Origin of the sequence: Comamonas aquatica NBRC 14918 (genome assembly GCF_000739875.1) — a bacterium.
Lineage (GTDB): Bacteria > Pseudomonadota > Gammaproteobacteria > Burkholderiales > Burkholderiaceae_C > Comamonas > Comamonas aquatica.
Window position 1 is genome coordinate 127,551 of record NZ_BBJR01000021.1, and the last position, 19,948, is coordinate 147,498.

At 66.6% G+C, this 19,948-nt stretch carries 18 protein-coding genes and 1 pseudogene; 7 read left to right on the forward strand and 12 right to left on the reverse strand.

Translation table 11 applies throughout. The features are described 5' to 3' along the window. Window positions 1–42: 42 nt before the first annotated feature. Window positions 43–468: a hotdog fold thioesterase gene (locus tag CA2_RS01930; RefSeq protein WP_042412031.1), complete on the forward strand. Its 426-nt coding sequence runs from the start codon at window positions 43–45 to the stop codon at window positions 466–468. Window positions 469–538: 70 nt separating this feature from the next. Here the strand turns inward: CA2_RS01930 and CA2_RS01935 are convergent, their stop codons facing one another. Both CA2_RS01935 and CA2_RS01940 read right to left on the reverse strand, forming a co-directional pair. Next, entirely contained in the window at window positions 539–1,309 is a 771-nt protein-coding gene (locus CA2_RS01935; RefSeq protein ID WP_042412034.1) for an aspartate/glutamate racemase family protein, read from the reverse strand. A 2-nt stretch (window positions 1,310–1,311) separates the two neighbouring features. Then, complete coding sequence (locus CA2_RS01940) at window positions 1,312–2,193, reverse strand: amino acid ABC transporter substrate-binding protein (RefSeq protein WP_042412035.1); 882 nt, start codon at window positions 2,191–2,193, stop codon at window positions 1,312–1,314. 299 nt (window positions 2,194–2,492) lie between these two features. Between CA2_RS01940 and CA2_RS01945 the strand changes: the two are divergent. After that, window positions 2,493–3,729 (forward strand): annotated as a pseudogene (locus tag CA2_RS01945) (D-amino acid dehydrogenase). A 9-nt stretch (window positions 3,730–3,738) separates the two neighbouring features. On the opposite strand, the gene CA2_RS01950 reads toward CA2_RS01945, so the two are convergent. Continuing rightward, the gene (locus CA2_RS01950; RefSeq protein WP_042412040.1) at window positions 3,739–4,638 is read right to left on the reverse strand and encodes a LysR substrate-binding domain-containing protein; all 900 of its coding nucleotides are present in this window, start codon (window positions 4,636–4,638) and stop codon (window positions 3,739–3,741) included. Window positions 4,639–4,808: 170 nt separating this feature from the next. Continuing rightward, entirely contained in the window at window positions 4,809–5,381 is a 573-nt protein-coding gene (locus CA2_RS01955; protein WP_042412042.1) for a cob(I)yrinic acid a,c-diamide adenosyltransferase, read from the reverse strand. Between the two features lie 163 nt (window positions 5,382–5,544). Here CA2_RS01955 and CA2_RS01960 point away from each other — a divergent pair, with 163 nt between their 5' ends. Next, on the forward strand, window positions 5,545–5,886 hold the full coding sequence (locus CA2_RS01960; RefSeq protein WP_042412043.1) for an EF-hand domain-containing protein: 342 nt from the start codon (window positions 5,545–5,547) through the stop codon (window positions 5,884–5,886). 129 nt (window positions 5,887–6,015) lie between these two features. Continuing rightward, window positions 6,016–7,428, forward strand: a complete 1,413-nt coding sequence (locus tag CA2_RS01965) for an FAD-binding oxidoreductase (protein ID WP_042412044.1) — start codon at window positions 6,016–6,018, stop codon at window positions 7,426–7,428. A 244-nt stretch (window positions 7,429–7,672) separates the two neighbouring features. On the opposite strand, the gene CA2_RS01970 is transcribed toward CA2_RS01965, so the two are convergent. Further along, window positions 7,673–8,944, reverse strand: a complete 1,272-nt coding sequence (locus tag CA2_RS01970; protein WP_042412046.1) for an MFS transporter — start codon at window positions 8,942–8,944, stop codon at window positions 7,673–7,675. Window positions 8,945–9,016: 72 nt separating this feature from the next. Between CA2_RS01970 and CA2_RS01975 the strand changes: the two genes are divergently transcribed. Continuing rightward, window positions 9,017–9,919 (forward strand): helix-turn-helix domain-containing protein, encoded by a 903-nt coding sequence (locus CA2_RS01975; RefSeq protein ID WP_042412049.1) that lies wholly within the window; start codon window positions 9,017–9,019, stop codon window positions 9,917–9,919. Between the two features lie 62 nt (window positions 9,920–9,981). Here CA2_RS01975 and CA2_RS01980 read toward each other — a convergent pair whose 3' ends face one another. Continuing rightward, window positions 9,982–10,839 (reverse strand): class I SAM-dependent methyltransferase, encoded by an 858-nt coding sequence (locus tag CA2_RS01980; RefSeq protein WP_174435591.1) that lies wholly within the window; start codon window positions 10,837–10,839, stop codon window positions 9,982–9,984. Between the two features lie 71 nt (window positions 10,840–10,910). Here CA2_RS01980 and CA2_RS01985 point away from each other — a divergent pair, with 71 nt between their 5' ends. Then, entirely contained in the window at window positions 10,911–11,630 is a 720-nt protein-coding gene (locus tag CA2_RS01985) for a tetratricopeptide repeat protein (RefSeq protein WP_234687322.1), read from the forward strand. Between the two features lie 61 nt (window positions 11,631–11,691). Then, the gene (locus CA2_RS01990) at window positions 11,692–12,519 is read left to right on the forward strand and encodes a hypothetical protein (protein WP_042412053.1); all 828 of its coding nucleotides are present in this window, start codon (window positions 11,692–11,694) and stop codon (window positions 12,517–12,519) included. Between the two features lie 59 nt (window positions 12,520–12,578). On the opposite strand, the gene CA2_RS01995 is transcribed toward CA2_RS01990, so the two are convergent. The 6 genes from CA2_RS01995 to CA2_RS02020 form a co-directional block, all read right to left on the reverse strand. Then, a complete protein-coding gene (locus CA2_RS01995; protein ID WP_042412055.1) occupies window positions 12,579–13,493 on the reverse strand; it encodes a ParB/RepB/Spo0J family partition protein in 915 nt (304 codons plus the stop codon). Between the two features lie 9 nt (window positions 13,494–13,502). Continuing rightward, on the reverse strand, window positions 13,503–14,048 hold the full coding sequence (locus CA2_RS02000) for an RBBP9/YdeN family alpha/beta hydrolase (RefSeq protein ID WP_042412149.1): 546 nt from the start codon (window positions 14,046–14,048) through the stop codon (window positions 13,503–13,505). A 75-nt stretch (window positions 14,049–14,123) separates the two neighbouring features. Further along, window positions 14,124–14,894 (reverse strand): ParA family protein, encoded by a 771-nt coding sequence (locus CA2_RS02005; RefSeq protein WP_042412057.1) that lies wholly within the window; start codon window positions 14,892–14,894, stop codon window positions 14,124–14,126. Between the two features lie 196 nt (window positions 14,895–15,090). Further along, window positions 15,091–15,762 carry a 16S rRNA (guanine(527)-N(7))-methyltransferase RsmG gene (gene rsmG, locus CA2_RS02010; protein WP_042412058.1) on the reverse strand — a complete coding sequence of 224 codons (672 nt, stop codon included), beginning with the start codon at window positions 15,760–15,762 and terminating at the stop codon, window positions 15,091–15,093. Beyond that, the gene (gene mnmG, locus CA2_RS02015; protein ID WP_042412060.1) at window positions 15,759–17,723 is read right to left on the reverse strand and encodes a tRNA uridine-5-carboxymethylaminomethyl(34) synthesis enzyme MnmG; all 1,965 of its coding nucleotides are present in this window, start codon (window positions 17,721–17,723) and stop codon (window positions 15,759–15,761) included. The genes rsmG and mnmG overlap by 4 nt, the downstream gene beginning before the upstream one ends. A gap of 327 nt (window positions 17,724–18,050) precedes the next feature. Further along, window positions 18,051–19,724, reverse strand: coding sequence for a methyl-accepting chemotaxis protein (locus CA2_RS02020; protein ID WP_042412062.1), 1,674 nt, complete (start codon window positions 19,722–19,724; stop codon window positions 18,051–18,053). Window positions 19,725–19,948: the final 224 nt, after the last annotated feature.

The window sequence follows — 19,948 nt, forward strand, 5'->3', positions numbered from 1 at the left end:
ACGCCGCATCATGCGGCGTTGTCTATTTGCAAGGATGTGAACATGGCCCTCTGGCTCAAACCCGCGATTCTGGAAGAGATCAACGCCCGCAGTGCCGACACCGCCGTGGCCCACCTGGGCATCGAGATCACCGAGGTCGGCGACGACTACCTGGTCGGCCGCGTGCCGGTGGACCACCGCACCAAGCAGCCTTTCGGGCTACTGCACGGCGGCGTCAGCGTGGTGCTGGCCGAAACCCTGGGCTCCATCGCCGCCTTCCACGCCAGCCCCGAGGGCCACCTGGCCGTGGGCCTGGACATCAATGCCAACCACCTGCGCTCTGTGCGCAGCGGCTGGGTGACTGGTACGGCACGGCCCGTGCACATCGGCAGGACCACCCAGGTCTGGCAGATCGACATGGTGGACGAGCGCGGCCAGATGAACTGCGTCTCGCGCATCACCATGGCCATCCTGCCGCCCAAGGACTAAGTCCGGGCCCAATCCTGCGGGCCCCTGCGCCAGCACAGACCGAGGCCCCGCCCGCCGCAGTGCTCCGTGCTCAATGCACGCCAACCGTCTCGGGGGCGTAGGCGCGCTGCACCAGGGCCTGGGCCAGCACCCAGGCGGGATCGACCAACGCCCGCCCCTGCGCCTGCGGGGCCTGCGGCAGGGCCAGCGGAATTTCCGTGCACCCCATGATGACCGGCACGTCCCCATGCCGCTGCAGCATCTGCCCCAGCACCGCGCCCAAACGCTGTTCGGCCAGGGCCATGTGGCCGCTCTTCACGCCCTGGTAGATGCCCTCCATGAGCTGGGCCACACCCTGGGCATCGGGCACCAGGGGCTGGACCCCGCAGGCACGCAGGGCCAGGTCGTACAGCCCCGTCTGGTAAGTGCCCGCCGTGGCCAGCACGATGGCCTGGCGCGCCCCCAGGGCCTGCACATGGCGCGCGGTCTCCTGCGCAATGTGCAGGATGTGCAGCTGCGGAAACAACGCCTGCAGTTGGGCATGCCAGGCATGGGCCGTGTTGCAGGCCATGGCGATGCTGGCCACGCCCAGGGCCGCCAGCCGCCCCACCCCCTGCTGCATGTGCAGGGCCGGCCCCGTCGGCGCCTGCGGATCGCCCAGCAGCGCCTGCGAGCGGTCCGGAATCGGCATCTGCACCAGCCAGTGCTCCGGAAAGGCCTGGTCGCGGACCTCCTGGCCCTGCGCCCGCAGATGGCTGCTGCAGGCCTGCACGAAGAGGCGCACGAAGTCGGCGCCTGCCGCCGGCCCCATGCCCCCCAGAATCCCCACCGCGCGCGGTGGGCTCCATCCCCCAGCGGCCATGGTCAGAACGCAGCCTTGTCGCTCAAGTCGCTCAGGTTCTGCTTGAGCTGCGTCGACATCGGCAGGCCCAGCGCGGCATTCACCGGCGGGATGGGCTGCATGAACCACTTGTCGTACAGCTGCGTGAACTGGCCGGACTTCATCAGATTGCTGATCACACCATCCACCAGCGCCTTGAACTTGGGGTCGTCCTTGCGCACCATGCAGGCATAGGGCTCCACCTGCAGGGCCTGGCCCACCACCTCGTAGTCGGCGGGGCTGCGCGAGTTGGAGATCAGGCCGAACAGCAGGATGTCATCCATGCCGAAGGCCGCAGCGCGGTCGTTCTGCACCAGCAGGAAAGCGTCGGCGTGGTCCTTGGGCGTGACCATCTCCAGCTCCCACTTGTGCTCGGCATTCGCCTTGCGCAGCACCTGCAGGTTGGTGGTGCCGGCGGTGACGGCCACGGTCTTGCCCTTGAGGTCGGCATAGTCCTTGATGCCGGCGCTCTTCTTCACCAGCAGGCGGGTGCCGGTGTAGAAATGGTTGATCGCGAAATCCACGTCCTTGGCGCGCGTGGTGTTGTTGGTGGTGGAGCCACACTCCAGGTCGACCGTGCCGTTCATCAGCAGGGGAATGCGGTTCTGCGACGTCACCGCCTGCCAGTTCACCTTCAGGTCGCTCTTGCCCGTGGCTTTCTTGACGGCCTCGACCACGGCGTTGCTGATGTCCACCGCCATGCCCACCGGCTTGCCCTTGTCCAGATAGCTGAACGGCACGGAGGATTCCCGGTAGGCCATGGTGATCTGGCCGCTCTGAGCCACCTTGGCCAGGGTGTCGGCGTGTGCGCCGGCAACAGCGGCCAGACCCAGGCTGGCGCAGAGCAATGTGGAGCGAAGTTTCATGCTGTTCCTCTCAAGTGGCGGAAGTGGCTGCGAATGTGCAGGGCCAGTGTAGGAACGCGCTGCCGCCTTGTGCGATGCCAATCGACGGTGCACCCATGCCGGATATTTATGCTTTCCTCAGGGTTTCCCCAAGACAGGGCGGACTGTGTGTCGCGGCGGTGCAGACCGCCCGTTTGCGGGCATCCGGTCACTGCCGGCACGTCGCACACCCATAACCTGGGCGCATACCCCAGAAACAAAACGCCATGGCCGCACTCCCGCCCCCGCCCCTACAGTCGGCACCACAGGGAGAACAAGACATGCATGTGTGTATCGTGGGGGCGGGCATTGTGGGTTTGACGACGGCGTACGCCCTGCAGCAGGCGGGCTACCAGGTCACGGTGCTGGAGCGTGCGGCGCAGCCGGCCATGGGCGCCAGCGGCGGCAATGGCGCGCAGTTGAGCTATTCGTACGTGCAACCCCTGGCCGACCCGGGCATCTGGGCCAGCCTGCCCAAGCTGCTGCTGGACCCCGATTCGCCGCTGCGCTTTCGCCTGCAGGCCGACCCGCGGCAGTGGGCCTGGGGCCTGCAGTTCCTGGGCGCCTGCAACCGCCGCACCTCGGCCGCCAGCACCCAGGCCTTGCTGCAGCTGGCCACCGAAAGCCGCCTCGCCTTCGAGGCGCTGCAGGCGCGCGAGCAACTGGACTGCGACCACGCCACGCCCGGCAAGCTGGTGCTCTACCCGACCCAGGCCAGCCTGGATGCTGCGGCGCGCCAGGTGGCGCTGCAGGCCCGCCTGGGCGGGGCCGCGCAGCACCTCGTCAGCGCCGCCGAGGCCGCACGCATCGAGCCCGCCCTGCACCACTACGCCGCGCACATCGCTGGGGCCGTGCACACGCCCAGCGAGAGCGTGGTCGATGCGCGTGCGCTGTGCGAGCAGCTGGCCCGCGTGCTGCAGGCGCGCGGCGCGCAGCTGCGCTGGAACACCGAGGTGCTGTCACTGGCGCGCACGCACGACCGCATCACCGCCGTGCACACCGCGCAGGGGCCGTTGCAGGCCGACCACGTGGTGCTGGCCAGCGGCTGGGAAAGCGCCGAGCAGGCGCGCCGCGTGGGCGTTCGTATCCCGGTCTATCCGCTCAAAGGCTACAGCATCACGCTGGATGCCTCGGCCCAACCCGAGGCCGCGCCCCGCGTCAGCGTGACCGACACGCGCCGCAAGGTGGTGTTTGCACGCCTGGGTGATCGCCTGCGCGTGGCTGGCATGGTGGAGATCGTGGGGGCCGACACCGCCGTGCACCCGGCCCGCATCCGCAGCCTGCAGCAGTCCACGCAGGCCGTGCTGCCGCAGTTGCGCCACGGCGACGCGGTGCAGCCCTGGACCGGCATGCGCCCGGCCACGCCCACGGGCCTGCCGATCACCGGCCGCGCCGCCGGCGGGCCGCGCCGCCGGCGGGCCGCGCAACCTGTGGCTGCAGACCGGCCACGGCGCCCTGGGGCTGACGCTGTCCTTCGGCTCGGCCCAGCGCCTGGTGGCCGCACTGGCCCAGGCCTGAGGGACGGTCCTAGAGCAGCTCGCGCAGGGCCTTGCGCATCTCCTGCGTCATGGCGCGGGCCAGCACCGAGCTGGGCCGCTGCGCCAGGTGCAAGGCGTTCACGCTGACGGTGATGCGCGGCAGCAGGGGCAGCACGTGCACCTTGCGCCGGTCGGCCGCCGAGGCCGTGCAGCCATCCACGATGGCAATCCCCAGGCCGTATTCCGCCATCGACAGGGCGGCGTGGTAGGTCTGCACCGTGACCACGGGCGACAGGCCCACGCCGTGCTCGCGGCAGGCCTGGTTGATGCGCATGCCCAGCGGGTCGCGGGCGTCCAGCGCCACCACCGGCAGGTCGGCCAGGTCCTGCAGCGCCATGCCCGCCGGCTTGATGCGCGAAGGCGGCAGCAGGCCCTTGGGCACGATGCAGTGCATGTCCACCTCGGCCAGGGATTCGCGCTCCAGCGCGTGCTGGCCGGCGGAGCTGATGACGAAGCCGACATCGGCCTCCTGCAGCAGCAGGCCGGACACCACCTGGGGCGTGTGCAGGGCCTGCACCGTGACCTGGACCTGGGGGTATCTCTGGCGGAAACCCGCGACGGCGTGCGGCAGCACCTCGCGGCTGAGGGCGAACACCGTCAACACCTGCAGGCGGTCGGTGACGGCGCCGTGGCGCAGGCCCGCAGCCAGGCGCTGCACCTCGTCCAGCTGCTCGTACAGCTTCTCGACATGCGGGAACAGGGCCATGGCCTCGTTGGTCGGCGTCAGCCGCCCGCGGGCGCGCTCAAACAGGGCGAAGCCCAGCTGCAGCTCGGCGTGCTGCAGGGTGCGGCTGACGGCGGGCTGGGTGACGTTGAGCAGCCGCGCGGCCGCGCTGACGCTGCCCGTCTGCATGACGGCATTGAACACCTCGATGTGACGTAAACGCATCCCCGGGCTCCTTGTTGCGGCCCTGTGATTCTTGTCGATCTGCGGCCTGCACCGCGCAACCGCTTCAACAAAAAGAGCAGCTGGCGATGGTCAGAATTGGTTTGCAAAGCTTTTTCAATTCACAACCCTCACTCAGACAGCGCCAGCAGCTCACTTTTTCAGTTCGAAGCTCACTCGCTATCGTCCCGCATCTGCGCCAGGCGCTCGCTCTTCCAGTACACATCGTCGCCGCCGTCCACGCGGTTGAGCACGCGCGCCAGCACGAACAGCAGGTCCGACAGGCGGTTCAGGTACTGGCGCGGCGCGGCGCGCATGGCCTCCTGCTCCTGCAGGGCCACCACATGGCGTTCGGCGCGGCGCGCCACGGTGCGGCAGACATGGGCCTGCGACGCGGCGCGCGTGCCGGCCGGCAGGATGAACTCCAGCAGCCGCGGCAGCTGCGCGTTGTAGTGCGCCAGGGCCGTGTCCAGGTGCAGCAGCGCGTCGTCCTTGAGCAGCTCGTAGCCGGGCATGGACAGCTCGCCGCCCAGGTTGAACAGCTGGTGCTGCACCTCGACCAGCAGCGCGCGCACGTCGTCAGGCAGCGGCTCGCACAGCAACAGGCCGATGTGGGAATTGAGCTCGTCCACATCGCCCATGGCATGCGGGCGTCCGCTGTGCTTGGACACCCGGGTGTTGTCGCCCAGACCCGTGCTGCCGTCATCCCCGGTGCGGGTGGCGATTTGTGTGAGGCGATTGCCCATCCGAAAAACTCCTGCATGAACGCCCCGGCCGGGGCCTTGCCGCGATTGTGCGTTACATAGCGCAGGCAGATGTTCACCCGGGAAACAGCCTGCAAAAAGCGTGGACATGCCCTGGCGCCCACGGTGCAATGCAAGCCTGTTGAACTTTCCCAGGAGCCTTGCCATGCCCACCAGCCGGCGCCAACTGCATGCTTTCGATGTGCGCAGCGTACTGCTGTTCGCCAGTCTGACCCTGGGCGGCACCGCCGCCGTGATGGCCCAGAACCAGGGCACGCCCCCCGCCAAAACCGCCAGCACCACAGCCACGACCACCACCACGGCCACGCTGGCCATCACCCCGACGGCCGTGTTCAAGCGCGCCGACCGCAACCGCGACGGCCAGCTCTCGCGCGAGGAGGCCGAGCACCTGCCCAGCGTGGCCGCGCAGTTCGACCAATGGGACCGCGACGGCAACGGCCAGCTGTCGCTGCAGGAGTTCCTGCAGCACACCCAACCTGCGCGCTGAGCGGCGCCTGCGGCCCGGCGCCCAGGCCGCCCCAGGGCCCCCGCTTGGCGAGTGCGGCCCCAGCCGATGGCGGGCGCAGCGCCTGCGGTGCCGGTGGTATTCTTTTGCCCCTGTCTTGGAGTCCGCCACATGAATGCCCCCACCGCCCCCGCCCACCTGCAACCCCGCGCCATTGCGCCCGCGTTTCTGGAGGCCCTGGCGGCCCGCTTCGGCAAGCAGTGCTCCACCGCCCAGGCCGTGTGCGAACAGCACGGCCGTGACGAAGGCTCCATCCAGGCCCCGCCGCCCGTCGCCGTGGTCTATGCCGAAAGCACGCAGGATGTGGCCGATGCCGTGCAGCTGGCCGACCAGCACACCGTGCCGGTGATCGCCTACGGCGCCGGCTCCTCGCTGGAAGGCCATCTGCTGGCCGTGCAGGGCGGCATCAGCATTGACGTCAGTCGCATGAACCGGGTGCTGCGCGTCAACGCCGAGGACATGACCGTCACCGTGCAGCCCGGCATCCTGCGCAAGCAGCTCAACGACGCCATCAAGGACCAGGGCCTGTTCTTCCCCATCGACCCCGGGGCCGACGCCTCCATCGGCGGCATGACCGCCACGCGCGCCAGCGGCACGAATGCCGTGCGCTACGGCACCATGCGCGAGAACGTGCTGGCGCTGGAGGTGGTGACCGCCAGCGGCGAGGTGATCCGCACCGGCAACCGCGCCAAGAAAAGCGCCGCCGGCTATGACCTGACGCGCCTGATGGTGGGCAGCGAAGGCACGCTGGGCATCTTCACCGAGATCACGCTGCGCCTGTTTCCGCTGCCTGAAGCGGTGAGCGCCGCCGTGTGCTCCTTCCCCACGATTGCCGACGCCGTGCACACCGTCATCCAAACCATCCAGATGGGCGTGCCGATCGCGCGCGTGGAGCTGGTGGACGCCGCCACCGTGGCCATGGTCAACAAGCACAGCCACCTCACGCTGCGCGAGGAACCGATGCTGCTGATGGAGTTCCACGGCTCGCCCAACGGGGTGAAGGAACAGGCCGAGCTGGTGCAGGACATTGCGGCCGAATTCAACGCCCAGGGCTTTGAATGGGCCGACACGCCCGAGGAGCGCACGCGCCTGTTCACCGCGCGCCACAACGCCTACTTTGCCGGCATCCAGAGCCGCCCCGGCTGCCGCTCCATCACCACCGACACCTGTGTGCCGATCAGCCGTTTGGCGGACTGTTTGCTCGAGTCGATTGATGAAGTCAACGCCAGCGGCATTCCTTACTTTTTGGTCGGCCACGTGGGTGACGGCAACTTCCACTTCGGCTACCTGATCGACCCCGACAGCGCCGACGAGCGCGCCCGCGCCGAAGACCTGAACCACCGCCTGGTGCGCCGCGCCATCGCCATGGAAGGCACCTGCACCGGCGAGCACGGCATCGGCATCCACAAGCAGGACTTCCTGCGCGAGGAATGCGGCGACGGCGCCATTGCCATGATGCGCGCCATCAAGCTGGCCCTGGACCCCAAGCAGATCCTGAACCCGGGCAAGATCTTCACGCTGTAAGCGCAGCCCACCGCCGCTTGGCGGTCGAGGCCCAGCGTGCAACCGCAGACCGGACACCCGGTACGGCAAGGCAACGACGTACCGCGGGTGGCGTGATCCGCTCCAAAAATCAAAGCGGCTCGCGCTGGTCATCGCTGGATTTCAAGTTGTTTTTCTTTTGAAATCCAGCAGGGACAAGCGCTAACCGCTACAAAAAAAGGCCGCGATTGCGGCCTTTTGTGTTGGTGGGGTGAAGCAATGGTGCTCAGGCTGTGGCCTGCGCCGCCATGCGCTTGTGGTGCAGTTGCACGCCGACCGCACTGGCGGCCAGGACGCTGACGGCCAGGGCCAGCGAGGCGCCAAAGAACACCTGGCTGTGCAACTGGTGGTCCATCATCCAGCCAAACATCGGCGCCGCCACGGCAAAGCCCGAGTCCAGGCCCGAATACACCGTGCCGTAGACGCGGCCCGTGGCCCCGGCCGGCGTGGCGCGCTTGATCAGCATGTCGCGCGAGGGGCCGGCCAGGCCGTGACCGAAGCCCGCCACCGAGGCCACCACCAGCGCCAGCGAGCCCGGCAGCCAGCCCGTGGCCACCAGGGCCAGGCAGGCAGCGGCCAGCAGCAGGAAGGTGGCGATGATCTTTTCCAGCCGCTGCGTGCGCTGCGCCAGAAAGCCGCCGCCAACCATGCCCACGGCACCGCACAGCATGAAGCCCGTGACCACCAGGGCGGTCTGCGTCAGCGGCAGGTCGTACATCAGGTGCAGGACGGTGCTGGCGAAGTTCTGAATGGCGCTCAGCGCCACGGTGCTGAAGAAGAAGAAGGCGAAGCACATCCACACGGCGGGCAGCTTCAGGTAGGCGAACGGGCTCTCGCCCGAGGCGGCCGCCGCCGCACGGGCCTTGGCGTTGCCTGCGGCGGTATCAAAGGCCCGGTCGTCCAGCCAGCGGCGGTTGCACCACATGGTGACCAGCACGCTGGCGGCAAACAGGGCGCCGCAGACGCAGGCGATGCGCCACGATCCGGTCCAGGTGGTGATGCCCATCATGAACACCGGGGCCATGGCCCAGCCGATGTTGCCGGAGATGCCATGCACCGAGAACGCATGGCCGATGTTCTGCGCCGTGACGCGCTTGTTGAGGATGGTGAAGTCCACGGGGTGGAAGGGTGCATTGCCCAGACCGGCGAAGAACGAGGCCGCCAGCAGCATGGCGTAGTTCTGCGCGGCCGCCGCCATCAGGCCGGCCACGACAAAGCTGCTCAGCGCCGCCAGCAGCACGCGCTGCGCACCCACCTTGTCGACCAGGAAGCCCGACAGCATCTGCCCCACGCCCGAGACCACGAAGAACAGCGACACCATCGCGCCCAGCTGCGAGTAGCTGGTGTCGAAGTCGGCGATCAGCCAGGGGAACAGCGGCGGCAGCAGCAGGTGGAAGAAGTGCGAAGAACCATGAGCCAGGCCCACCAGGCCAATGGTGCGCGCGTCGCGGCGCTCGGGGGCAGCTGTTGCAATCTCGGAAGCAGTCATGCGTCGCATCTTAGGCAGCAGGAGCGCGGCAGGTATGCGATAGTCGGCCAAAAGCTATCGCAAAACTGCCAACCACGCACCATGTCTGCCCACTTTGTGCTGCCACCGGCCGCCGCCGGCGTGAACCCCCACCGCCACGCGCGCACGCTGGCGCAGATTCCGCTGCTGGACCCGGTGCTCTACCAGCCGCATGCACAGCGCCCCGTGCGCTCCAAGATGCGCGAGCTGGACCGCGACACGCTGATCATGCCGCACGCCCACGCCTGGGCGCAGCTGGCCATTTCCACCGGCGGCGTGATCCGACTGTCGCTGGCCGACGCCACCTACATCGTGCCCCCACACCGCGCCGTGTGGGTGCCGCCCGGGGTGGAACACGCCGTGACCATGGTGGAGACCGCGCGCCTGTACACCCTGTACTTCCTGCCCGAAGCGCATGGCGGCGGCCCGCAGGCGCGCTGGATGGCGGCGCCGGACTGGCAACAGTGCCGCGTGCTGGAAGCCAGCCCCCTGCTGCGCGCCCTGGTGGTGGAAATGGACACCGGCAGCGACGAAGCCGCCCCGCTGTCGCCCGCCGTGGTGGCGCGTGAGCACCACCTCAGCGCCCTGATCTGCGAGGAACTGCGCCGCGCCCGCATCATGCACCTGGGGGTGCTGCTGCCCCAGGACAAGCGCCTGAAGAACCTGTGTGAGGCCGTGCTGCAAGACCCGACGCTGCACGAACGCCTGGAGGACTGGGTGCTGGACACCGGGGCCAGCCTGCGCACCGTGGCGCGCCTGTTCCGCAGCGAACTGGGCTGCACCTTCACCCAGTGGCGCCAGCAGGTGGTGCTGGCCCAGGCCGTGGCCCTGGCGGCGCGGCACTGGTCGATTGCCCAGATCGCCGCCGAGCTGGGCTACACCCCCAGCGCCTTCAGCGCCCTGGTGCGGCGCACCGTGGGCATGACCGCCGCCGCCTTCCTGGGCCAGGGCCTGGGTGCACCCTGAGGCACTGCAGCCAACGCCGCTAGCGCCTGAGAGCGCCCCCGAGGGCTTTGCACTAAGTGCGCTCAGTGCGCGCGCCGCCGCCCGCCCGGGCGGCCCTTGCGCGGATACAGGTTCTGCCCATTGACCTGGATGCCCGGGGTGCGCAGCGGCAGCATGCCGGCCACCTCGTCGTCCTCGACGCTGGCATGGTCCACCTCGGCCAGCGGCGCCTGGTAGGCATAGACCTCGCGGCCATCCGCCAGCGCGGCCACGTGGACCGGCGTCGCATCGGGGATGGGGAAGTTGAGGCTGACCAGCCAGCTGCCGGCAGGCATCTCGCCCAGCGATTTGACGGCGGCGCGGCTCATGCTCTCGGGCCGCTGGAACAGGTAGACCAGGGCGTAATCGCCCCAATCGACCTGCCACAGGTCCCCGCGCCGCACCGTGGCCCAGGGGCAGCGCAAGGCGCTGGCCCAGCGCAGCGGCCAGCTCCATTCCACGCCATGCACCCGGGCCTGCGGCCAGGCACGGTGCAAGGCCATCAGGCCATCGCCCAGGCCGCTGCCGGCATCCAGCACGCGCGCGCCCTCGGGCAAGGCAATGCGGTCCGACAGGCCATCCAGCGCGCCGGTCGGCGTCGGGAACACCGGCGCATCGCGCCAGGCATTCAGGGGATAGACCAGCAGCATCACGGCCAGTGGCAGCAGCCACAGCCAGGCGGGCACGGCCCCGGCCGACACCACCAGCCACGACAGCGGAAAGCCCAAGGCCATCATCAACCGCCGCCACCAGGTGGCCCCCAGCAAACTGCCGGCCAGCCCGACCAGCAAGGCCGCGCCCAGCGCCGCCCACCAGGGGGCCCAGGACTGGAGCACGCCAAAACTGAGCCATGCCAGGGCCCACACCAACAAGGCCGGCAGGGGCCAGATCAGCCGATTCATACACTTCATTCCAGCATGGTGCCCGATATCAGCACCTGCATGTCCGATGTGAAGCAACAAAAACTGTGTCTATGCAAGTGCCTTACGGCGGGAAAACGCACCAAAAAGTATCTAAAAGAAACCAAGTAAGCACTAACCGAAGAAAAACACAAAAATCTAAAAATACCTACAAACAAAAGAGCGGAGAGAGCATGTGGAAATTTTTGACGGTGTCTTTCAGCACCAGCTTTGTGCTGCTGGGCTGTGCGGCCCAGAGCCCATCAGATCAATTGGTGCGCACTCCAAATGTGCGGGTGTGTACCGGCTCCAGCTGTGTGAGCCAGGACCGCAACACTGTCACGTTCCAAAGCACGCCCACCGATCTGCAGGCCGAGCGCCGTTTGGCCGTGTTGACCCAAATGGCAGAAGGCAATCCCAAAGCGGCCTACGACCTGGCACTGCGCCTCTTGCGCGGGGATGGCGTTGAACGCAACAGTTACCAAGCACTGGAATGGATGCGCAAAGCCGGTGACCACGGTCTACCCGAAGCACAGATGGCCCTGGGCCGCCTGTACTTGGTGGGGTTTGAAGAAATGGGTGCCGATCCTGCTGAAGCAGCGGCATGGTTGAGCCGTGCCGCTGCGCAAGGCAATCGTGAGGCCCAACAACTGCTGCCACAAGCACAAGCTGCACAGCAAAGCGAACAGGCGCAGTACCAAGTGCGCGAGCTTGCGCGCAAATCGTGGGGCCACTGGTACGCATCTACGCCGTACTACTGGTACTGGAGCGACGCCGGCTGGATCTTGCGCTGATGCGCCGGCTTGCAACCCCATTTTTATTTTTTGATCCATTCCAAAGAGAGGACCCTTTTCCATGACCAAGACCCAGATCAGCCTGCCGCTACTGGCATTGACATCGGCACTCGCCCTGACGGGCTGCGTGACCCCCGGCGGCACGATCAGCACGGGCAGTGCCCCCACAGCCGCCAGCGGCGCAGCCGGTGGCGCCACCAGTGTGGATGCGAATGCTTCGTTGGAGCGTTGTGACGCACCGCTAGGCACCCTGGCCGTGGACGATGGCCGTGGCAAGGAGTGGTATGCCAGCTTTGGAGCAGCCACCCAAGTCACCTCTATCGAGCCTCTGATCCGCTTGGCCGTGCAACAGTCCAACTGCTTCGTGATTACGTCGATCGGCAACAACCGTACGGAAAGCAAACTTGGCGCCATCACCGACAAGCAGCGCAACTCTGGTGAATTCCGTGCGGGATCGAAGCAACAAAAGGGCCAGCGCGTTGCGGCCGACTACTTCCTGGAACCGGCCATCATCATCAACAATGAGTCTGTGGGTGGTCTGGCCTCCAATCTCGGAGGGCTGTTTGGTGGTGTAGCCGGTGCCTTGGCAGGTTCGCTACAAAGCAAACAGTCGGTCGTGACCATGACCATGTATGACATACGCTCCGGCGTACAGCTGTCTATTTCGGAAGGCAATGCCACGGCCACCAACTATGGTGCAGCCTTGGGTGCTTTTGGGGGCGGAGCAGGCGGCAGCTTGGGTGGCTTCTCACGCACCCCTGAGGGCAAAGCTTCCGTAGCAGCCTTCATGGATGCCTACAACAAGATGGTTGTATCGCTGCGCAACTACAAGGCCCAAGAAGTGAAGGGGGGACTCGGTCGCGGCGGACAGCTCAAAGTTGGCAAGTAAACTTTTGGGAACATCAAAAAGGCCTTCTAACGAAGGCCTTTTTACGTGGCACACCTGCGCTAGCCGCGCAGGCGTTCGATCAGGCCGTTGAGCTCGTCCAGCGAACCGAACTGGATGGAGACTTCGCCCATGTCCTGGACCTTGCCGTGGCGCTTGACGCGCTTTTTCACGCGCACCTCGACCTGGGCCATCAGCAGGTCGGACAGCTCTTCCTCCACCCGCTGCACGTCGCGCGACTTGGCGGGCTTGCGCGCTTTGGCCGCCGTGCCGTCGTCGGCCTCGGCGACCTTCTTGACCAGGGATTCGGCCTCGCGCACGGACAGTTTGCGCGCCGTGATCTGGTTGGCCGTGGTGATCTGTTCGGCCTTGTCCAGGGCCAGCAGCGCGCGCGCATGGCCCATGTCGATGTCGCCGGCCATGAGCATGGTCTGCACCGGCTCGGCCAGGTTCAGCAGGCGCAGCAGGTTGGACGCGGCCGAGCGCGAGCGCCCCACGGACTGCGCCGCCTGCTCGTGCGTGTAGTGGAATTCATGGACCAGCCGCGCCAGGCCCTGGGCCTCTTCCAGCGGGTTCAGGTCTTCGCGCTGGATGTTCTCGATCAGCGCCATGGCGGCGGCGGCCTCGTCGGGCACGTCGCGCACCAGCACCGGCACGCGGTCCAGCCCGGCCAGCTTGGAGGCGCGGAAGCGGCGCTCGCCGGCGATGATTTCGTACTTGCCGGCGTGTGCCCCTTGGGCCAGCTTGCGCACCAGGATGGGCTGCATGATGCCCTGGGCCTTGATGCTTTCGGCCAGCTCGTACAGCGCGCCTTCGTCCATGCGCGTGCGCGGCTGGTACTGGCCCGCTACCAGCTCGGTCACTGGCAGGCTGCTGGGCAGATCGCTGCCGCTGCCGGCGGCAGGGGTGTCGTCCACGGTGGGGCCGAGCAATGCTTCCAGACCTCGCCCCAGACCCTTGGGTTTCTTGGTTGCCATGCTTGTTCCTTATTCCTTGATCAGGCGGCGCAGCAGCGCATGCCCGGCATCCCAGCGGCCCAGGCCGCTGGCGGTGTTGATGTGGCCCGCAGGCCCGAGATCGACCAGCTCCGCCCCCCAGGCCTGGGCGAAATGCTGGCTGCGGTCCCAGCGGCAATACGGGTCGTCCTGGCTGGCGACCACGATGCTGGGAAACGGCAGCCGGGCCTGGGCCACGGGCTGCCAGCCGGGCAGCTGTGCCGCCACCGGCTCGGCCTCGGTATCGGCCGGGGCCACCAGCAGCGCGCCCAGCACCCGTGTGCGGGCCAGCGGCGAATGGGCGGCCCACCAGGCGGTCAGCACACAGCCCAGGCTGTGCGCCACCAGCACCACGGGCTGGGCACTGTCCACCACCGTCTCCTGCAGGCGCGCCGACCAGTCGCCGCGCAGCGGACGCTGCCAGTCGTGCTGCTGCAGGCGTTCATAGCCGTACAGGGCTTCCCACTGGCTTTGCCAGTGCAGCGCGTCCGAGTTCTGCCAGCCGGGCAGCAGCAGGACGCGGGCGGAGGGGGTCATGACTTCTTGATTCATAGCTGTCAGCGCTGGCTGCATCGGGGCTGTAGGCCTTTTTGGCTTTAAACCCCAACGCCCTCACATCTTCTGGATGCGTTGGACCATCTCTTCGGCAAACTCGATGAAGGCCTTGCTGCCCTTGGCCGCGGGGTCAAACACCACGCCCGGCACCCCGTAGCTGGGGGCTTCCGCCAGTCGCACATTGCGCGGTATGACGGTGTCGAACACCTTGTCGCCGAAGTGGGACTTGAGCTGGTCGCTGACCTGCTGCTGCAGCGTGGTGCGCGGATCGAACATGACGCGCAGCAGCCCGATGATCTGCAGGTGCTTGTTCATGTTGGCATGCACCTGCTTGATGGTGTTGACCAGGTCGGTCAGCCCTTCCAGCGCAAAGTATTCGCACTGCATGGGCACGATCACGCCGTGGGCCGAGCACAGGCCGTTGAGCGTCAGCATGGACAGGCTGGGCGGGCAGTCGATCAGCACAAAGTCGAAGTCGGACTGCACCACCTCCAGGGCCGCCTTCAAGCGCTCGTTGCGGCGCTCCAGCGCCACCAGCTCGATCTCGGCACCGCTGAGTTCACGGTTGGCGCCCAGCACGTGGTAGCCGCACTTTTCCGACAGCACGGTGGCTTCCTGGATCGACGACGACTCCAGCAGCACGTCGTACACGCTCTGCTCCATGGCCCGCTTGTCGATGCCGGAGCCCATGGTGGCATTGCCCTGGGGGTCCAGGTCCACCAACAGGACACGCTGACCAATCTTGGCCAGACCCGCCGCCAGATTCACTGCGGTAGTGGTTTTGCCGACGCCACCCTTTTGGTTGGCAATACAGAAAATTTTGGCCATGAGAGATTGCTGATGGAAAGTGACCGGGCACCCGGAGAACACACAAGGCGGGCCGCACACACTGGCCGCACAACGGAAAAAGGCCCAGCGCGGAGGCTGAGGCCTTTCAATACAGCCGGTGCGCGATGCGTTGCCGTCCTGCAGGCACCCGGTATTGAAAACCCGAGTTTATGCGAGCTGCACGCCGCATGCACTGTCAAAGTGTGTCGGCCACCGGCTTCATCCACACAATACAACGCTCGGCATCCAGGCCGGGGACGGTCAATGGTTCCACGTGAAACACCTGCACGCCGGCCCCCAGTGCGTCGATTTCGTCCTGCGGGTGCTTGCCCTTCATGGCCAGCCAGACCGCGTGCGGCGCCATCGCGGCACGCGACCAGGTGGTGAAATCCACCAGCGAGGCAAAGGCGCGGCAACTGACGATGTCATACGGACCAGACAGCGATTCCACACGTGCATGGATGCCGCGCAGATTGGGCAGCTTCAGTGCCACGGCGGCCTGCTGCAGGAAGGCGGCCTTCTTGGCCACGGTGTCCACGCAGTGGATGTCCACCTCGGGGCAGCACACAGCAAACACCACACCGGGCAGTCCCCCACCCGAGCCCACATCCAGCTGGGCCGTGCGCTCGCCCGCGGCTTTGCCCAGCGACTGCACATGGCGCCGCAGCGCCGGCACGGCGGCCAGGCTGTCCAGCAGGTGGTGGGTCATCATCTCCTGCGGGTCGCGCACGGCCGTCAGGTTGTAGACCTTGTTCCACTTCTGCAGCAGGTCCAGAAAAGCCATCAGCTGGTCCACCTGGGCCGTGGACAGATTCAGTTGCAGCGCCTGAGCGCCCTGTTCCAGCTGCTTGCGCAGATCGGCACTCATGCGGACTCCTTGGCAGCCGCAGTCGTGAACTCCTTGAAGCCGCCCTTCTTCAGGTGGATCATCAGCAGCGAGATGGCGGCCGGTGTCACCCCGGAAATGCGCGAAGCCTGGCCCAGGGTTTCGGGGCGGTGCTTCTGCAGCTTCTGACGCACCTCGATCGACAGGGCACTGACCTGCATGTAATCCAGCTCGGCCGGCAGCTTCAGGGTTTCATAGTGCGCGGCACGCTCCACCTCGTCCTTCTGGCGATCGATGTAGCCGGAGTACTTGGCGGCAATCTCCACCTGCTCGAGCACGGCCTCGTGCAGCTCGCCCAATGTTTCACGTGAAACCGCTTCCGACTGGTACTTGCCATCGTCCATGGACACCAGCGTGCCGTACTCCACGCCGGGGCGGCGCAGCAGGTCGAACAGGTTGTACTCGCGCTCGATGTTCTTGCCCAGCACGCGCTCAGCTTCCGCCGCAGGCAGGCTGCGCGGGTTCACCCAGGTGGCCTTCAGGCGTTCTGTTTCACGTGAAACAGCGTCGCGCTTGCGGTTGAACATGTCCCACTGCGCATCCCCCACCACGCCCAGCTGACGACCGATTTCGGTCAGGCGCATGTCGGCATTGTCTTCACGCAGCTGCAGACGGAACTCGGCCCGGCTGGTGAACATGCGATAGGGCTCGGTCACGCCCTTGGTGATCAGGTCGTCCACCAGCACGCCCAGGTAGGCCTCGTCGCGGCGTGGGGTCCAGGCGTCCTGGCCACGCGCCTGCAGCCCGGCATTGATGCCGGCGAACAGGCCCTGGGCGGCAGCTTCCTCGTAACCCGTCGTGCCATTGATCTGGCCGGCAAAGAACAGGCCCTGGATCTGGCGGGTCTCGAAGCTGGACTTCAGCGCCCGGGGATCGAAGTAGTCGTACTCGATGGCGTAGCCGGGGCGCAGGATGTGGGCGTTCTCCAGGCCCTTCATCGAACGCACCAGGGCGTACTGGATGTCGAAGGGCAGGCTGGTGGAAATGCCGTTGGGATAGAACTCGTGGGTCGTCAGCCCTTCGGGCTCCAGGAAGATCTGGTGGCTGTCCTTGTCGGCAAAGCGGTTGATCTTGTCTTCCACGCTGGGGCAGTAGCGTGGGCCCACGCCCTCGATCTTGCCGGTGAACATGGGGCTGCGGTCAAAGCCGCTGCGGATGATCTCGTGCGTGCGCTCGTTGGTGTGCGTGATCCAGCAAGGCATCTGGCGCGGGTGCATGTCGGCATGACCACGGAAGCTGAACACCGGCACATGGCCTTCGTTCACACCGCCGGGCATGCCGTCGCCGGGCTGCTCGGTGCACTGGCTGAAGTCGATGCTGCGCCCATCAATACGTGGTGGTGTGCCGGTCTTCAAGCGCCCCTGGGGCAGCTTCAGCTCCTTCAGGCGTGCCGACAGCGTCACGGCCGGGGGATCGCCGGCACGGCCCGCGGCGTAGTTGTCCAGACCCACATGGATCTTCCCGTCCAGAAAGGTGCCGGCCGTCAATACGACGGTCTTGGATTTGAACTGAATGCCCACCTGGGTGACGGCGCCCACCACGCGGTCGCCCTCCACCATCAGGTCGTCCACGGCCTGCTGGAACAGCCACAGGTTGGGCTGGTTCTCCAGCATCTCGCGGATCGCGGCCTTGTACAGGATGCGGTCCGCCTGGGCGCGCGTGGCGCGCACGGCCGGGCCCTTGGAGCTGTTCAGGATGCGGAACTGGATCCCGCCCATGTCGGTGGCCAGGGCCATGGCACCACCCAGGGCATCCACTTCCTTGACCAGGTGGCCCTTGCCAATGCCACCGATGGACGGGTTGCACGACATCTGGCCCAGGGTCTCAATGTTGTGGGTCAACAGCAATGTTTGGCAGCCCATGCGGGCAGCCGCCAGCGCCGCTTCGGTGCCAGCATGACCGCCGCCGACGACGATCACATCAAATTCTTGGGGGTACAGCATGTTCAAGCTCCATCGCGGTGGTGTGTTCATCCACCTGTGGCAGCCGGGGGCATTCCACGGCTGCGGCCCACGCGGTCGGGAGTGAGGCATGGGCAAACCCTTGATTTTCCCACCCTTTCCCAGGGATGTCTTTGACCCATTGAGCGAGCAGGACTTTCACCATCCGCCGCAAGGACGGGGCCACGGTCTTGGTCCGGCCTGCGCGACCTGGCAAGCCCCATCCAACACCGCCTTGCCCCGGTGGCATACCACTCTAGCCCGGCCATGAAAAAAGGCTTCCTGCGGGAAGCCTTTATCGCCGGAGACCACCCCGAAGGGTGACCGCACTCAGCCCAGCAGCGGCGCCTCGGCGCGCTGCGCGGTGGATGCCACAGGCACGGCGCCGCCGTCGCGTGGCAGGCTGTAGGGGCGTGTCGCAGCAGACAGCGCTGCGGGCTGGTTGCTCAGGATGAACTGGCTGACCACGTCCGACAGCTGGTGGGTCTGTTCCTTGAGCGACTCGGCGGCCGCGGTCGACTGCTCGACCAGCGCCGCATTCTGCTGGGTCATCTGGTCGATGTCACCCACGGCCTGGTTGACCTGCGAGATACCGGTGGACTGCTCGTTGGCCGCAGCGGTGATCTCACCGATGATGTCGCCAACCCGCTGGATGCTGCCCATGATTTCCTGCATGGTCTTGCCGGCCGACTCCACGTGGCGCACGCCGCCATCGACGGCGTTCACGCTGCTCTGGATCAGTCGCTTGATGTCGCTGGCCGCTTCGGCGCTGCGGCGTGCCAGCAGTCGCACTTCACCGGCCACCACGGCAAAGCCACGGCCTTGCTCGCCCGCACGCGCGGCTTCGACCGCAGCATTCAGCGCCAGGATGTTGGTCTGGAAGGCGATCGAATCGATCAGGCCGATGATGTCGCCGATCTTGCGGCTGGAGCTCGAGATCTCGTGCATGCTCTCCACGGCCTGCGACACCACCGAGCCACCTTGCGCTGCGGTTTGCGAGGCCGACGCCGCCAGCTGGTTGGCCATCTGCGCCGAGGAGGCGGTCTGCTGCACCGTCGCCGTCAACTGCATCAGCGACGCCACGGTCTGCTGCAGGTTGCTGGCGGTCTGTTCGGTGCGGGCCGACAGGTCGCCGTTGCCGACGGCAATTTCCTGGCTGGCGGTCGCGATGTTGCCGCTGGCGTCACGCACGCGGCCCACCATGCGGTTCAGGTTGTCCTGCATGGCCTTCAGCGCATTCTGCAGGTCGGACACTTCGTCCTTGCCCACCACGTCCAGCTGTTCCGTCAGATTGCCCTTGGCGATGGCATCGGCCAGGCGCTTGGCATCGGTCAGCGGACGGCAGATCGACACCATGTTCAGCAGGGTCAGCGGCGCCACCACCAAGGTGGTGATCACCAGCGCCAGCACAAACAGCCACTGGGTCTGCGACGCCACCTGGCTGCCGCGGGCCTCGGCGGCCTGGGCCTGGGCCTGCAGCAGCTGCTCCAGGGTCTGCAGCTGTTTCTCGGCCTCGACAAACTCGGCGCCGGCTCGGCGGCCCACGCGCTGCGCCACGGTGGCGCTGTCATAGCCGTTGTCCAGCAGTTGGCGGGCCACCGGTGCAAACAGGGTCTGGTACTGCTCCAGATGCTTGAGCAATTGCTGCACAACGGCCCCATCCTCGGCCGGGGCCACCTGGGCCAGGGCCGCACCCGCAGCCTGCACGGCCTGCAGGCTGGTCGTCCATTCGGCGTGCGTCTTCTTCAGCTGTTCGGGCTGCTCATACTGGATGATCATTTCCTTCTCCAGGTTGCGCACCTGGGTCAGGCTGCCCTGCAGCTTGGCCACCAGGCCCGCCTGCTGGAAAGGACCGTTCAGAAAACTCTGGTTGAGGTCGTAAATGCGGAACATGCCGAACATCCCGGCACCGCCCAACAGGCCCAACAACACCAGCACCACCGCAATGGCGCCGAGCATGCGCACCCTGATGGTGAACATTCGCATCAGTGCAAACAGACCCATGATCTGATTTCCTCTCTATCGCTTCACATCACCCAGGACAGCGCCAGGCGCCCTGTCCCAACCATCTCCGGCATGCAGACCGAAGCATGCAGGCGCGCAAGAACCACGCTCTGAGTTTGCCAGACAAGACTGACAACAAAGCTTAAAGAAAACCCCGTCTTATGGTTACTTCCCGAAACACTCTACGGCATGCATGTGTCCCCACCGTGTTCCACGTGGAACAG

What these genes read in the sequence shown, in the direction of transcription:
- CA2_RS01995 (WP_042412055.1), bottom strand. Translation starts at nt 13,493, where the DNA reads ATGGCAACCAAGAAACCCAAGGGTCTGGGGCGAGGTCTGGAAGCATTG.
- CA2_RS01935 (WP_042412034.1), bottom strand. Translation starts at nt 1,309, where the DNA reads ATGGCCGCTGGGGGATGGAGCCCACCGCGCGCGGTGGGGATTCTGGGG.
- CA2_RS01990 (WP_042412053.1), top strand. Translation starts at nt 11,692, where the DNA reads ATGACCAAGACCCAGATCAGCCTGCCGCTACTGGCATTGACATCGGCA.
- CA2_RS01980 (WP_174435591.1), bottom strand. Translation starts at nt 10,839, where the DNA reads ATGAATCGGCTGATCTGGCCCCTGCCGGCCTTGTTGGTGTGGGCCCTG.
- CA2_RS01970 (WP_042412046.1), bottom strand. Translation starts at nt 8,944, where the DNA reads ATGCGACGCATGACTGCTTCCGAGATTGCAACAGCTGCCCCCGAGCGC.
- CA2_RS01975 (WP_042412049.1), top strand. Translation starts at nt 9,017, where the DNA reads ATGTCTGCCCACTTTGTGCTGCCACCGGCCGCCGCCGGCGTGAACCCC.
- CA2_RS02000 (WP_042412149.1), bottom strand. Translation starts at nt 14,048, where the DNA reads ATGACCCCCTCCGCCCGCGTCCTGCTGCTGCCCGGCTGGCAGAACTCG.
- rsmG (WP_042412058.1), bottom strand. Translation starts at nt 15,762, where the DNA reads ATGAGTGCCGATCTGCGCAAGCAGCTGGAACAGGGCGCTCAGGCGCTG.
- CA2_RS01930 (WP_042412031.1), top strand. Translation starts at nt 43, where the DNA reads ATGGCCCTCTGGCTCAAACCCGCGATTCTGGAAGAGATCAACGCCCGC.
- CA2_RS01955 (WP_042412042.1), bottom strand. Translation starts at nt 5,381, where the DNA reads ATGGGCAATCGCCTCACACAAATCGCCACCCGCACCGGGGATGACGGC.
- mnmG (WP_042412060.1), bottom strand. Translation starts at nt 17,723, where the DNA reads ATGCTGTACCCCCAAGAATTTGATGTGATCGTCGTCGGCGGCGGTCAT.
- CA2_RS02005 (WP_042412057.1), bottom strand. Translation starts at nt 14,894, where the DNA reads ATGGCCAAAATTTTCTGTATTGCCAACCAAAAGGGTGGCGTCGGCAAA.
- CA2_RS01965 (WP_042412044.1), top strand. Translation starts at nt 6,016, where the DNA reads ATGAATGCCCCCACCGCCCCCGCCCACCTGCAACCCCGCGCCATTGCG.
- CA2_RS02020 (WP_042412062.1), bottom strand. Translation starts at nt 19,724, where the DNA reads ATGGGTCTGTTTGCACTGATGCGAATGTTCACCATCAGGGTGCGCATG.
- CA2_RS01985 (WP_234687322.1), top strand. Translation starts at nt 10,911, where the DNA reads ATGCAAGTGCCTTACGGCGGGAAAACGCACCAAAAAGTATCTAAAAGA.
- CA2_RS01940 (WP_042412035.1), bottom strand. Translation starts at nt 2,193, where the DNA reads ATGAAACTTCGCTCCACATTGCTCTGCGCCAGCCTGGGTCTGGCCGCT.
- CA2_RS01960 (WP_042412043.1), top strand. Translation starts at nt 5,545, where the DNA reads ATGCCCACCAGCCGGCGCCAACTGCATGCTTTCGATGTGCGCAGCGTA.
- CA2_RS01950 (WP_042412040.1), bottom strand. Translation starts at nt 4,638, where the DNA reads ATGCGTTTACGTCACATCGAGGTGTTCAATGCCGTCATGCAGACGGGC.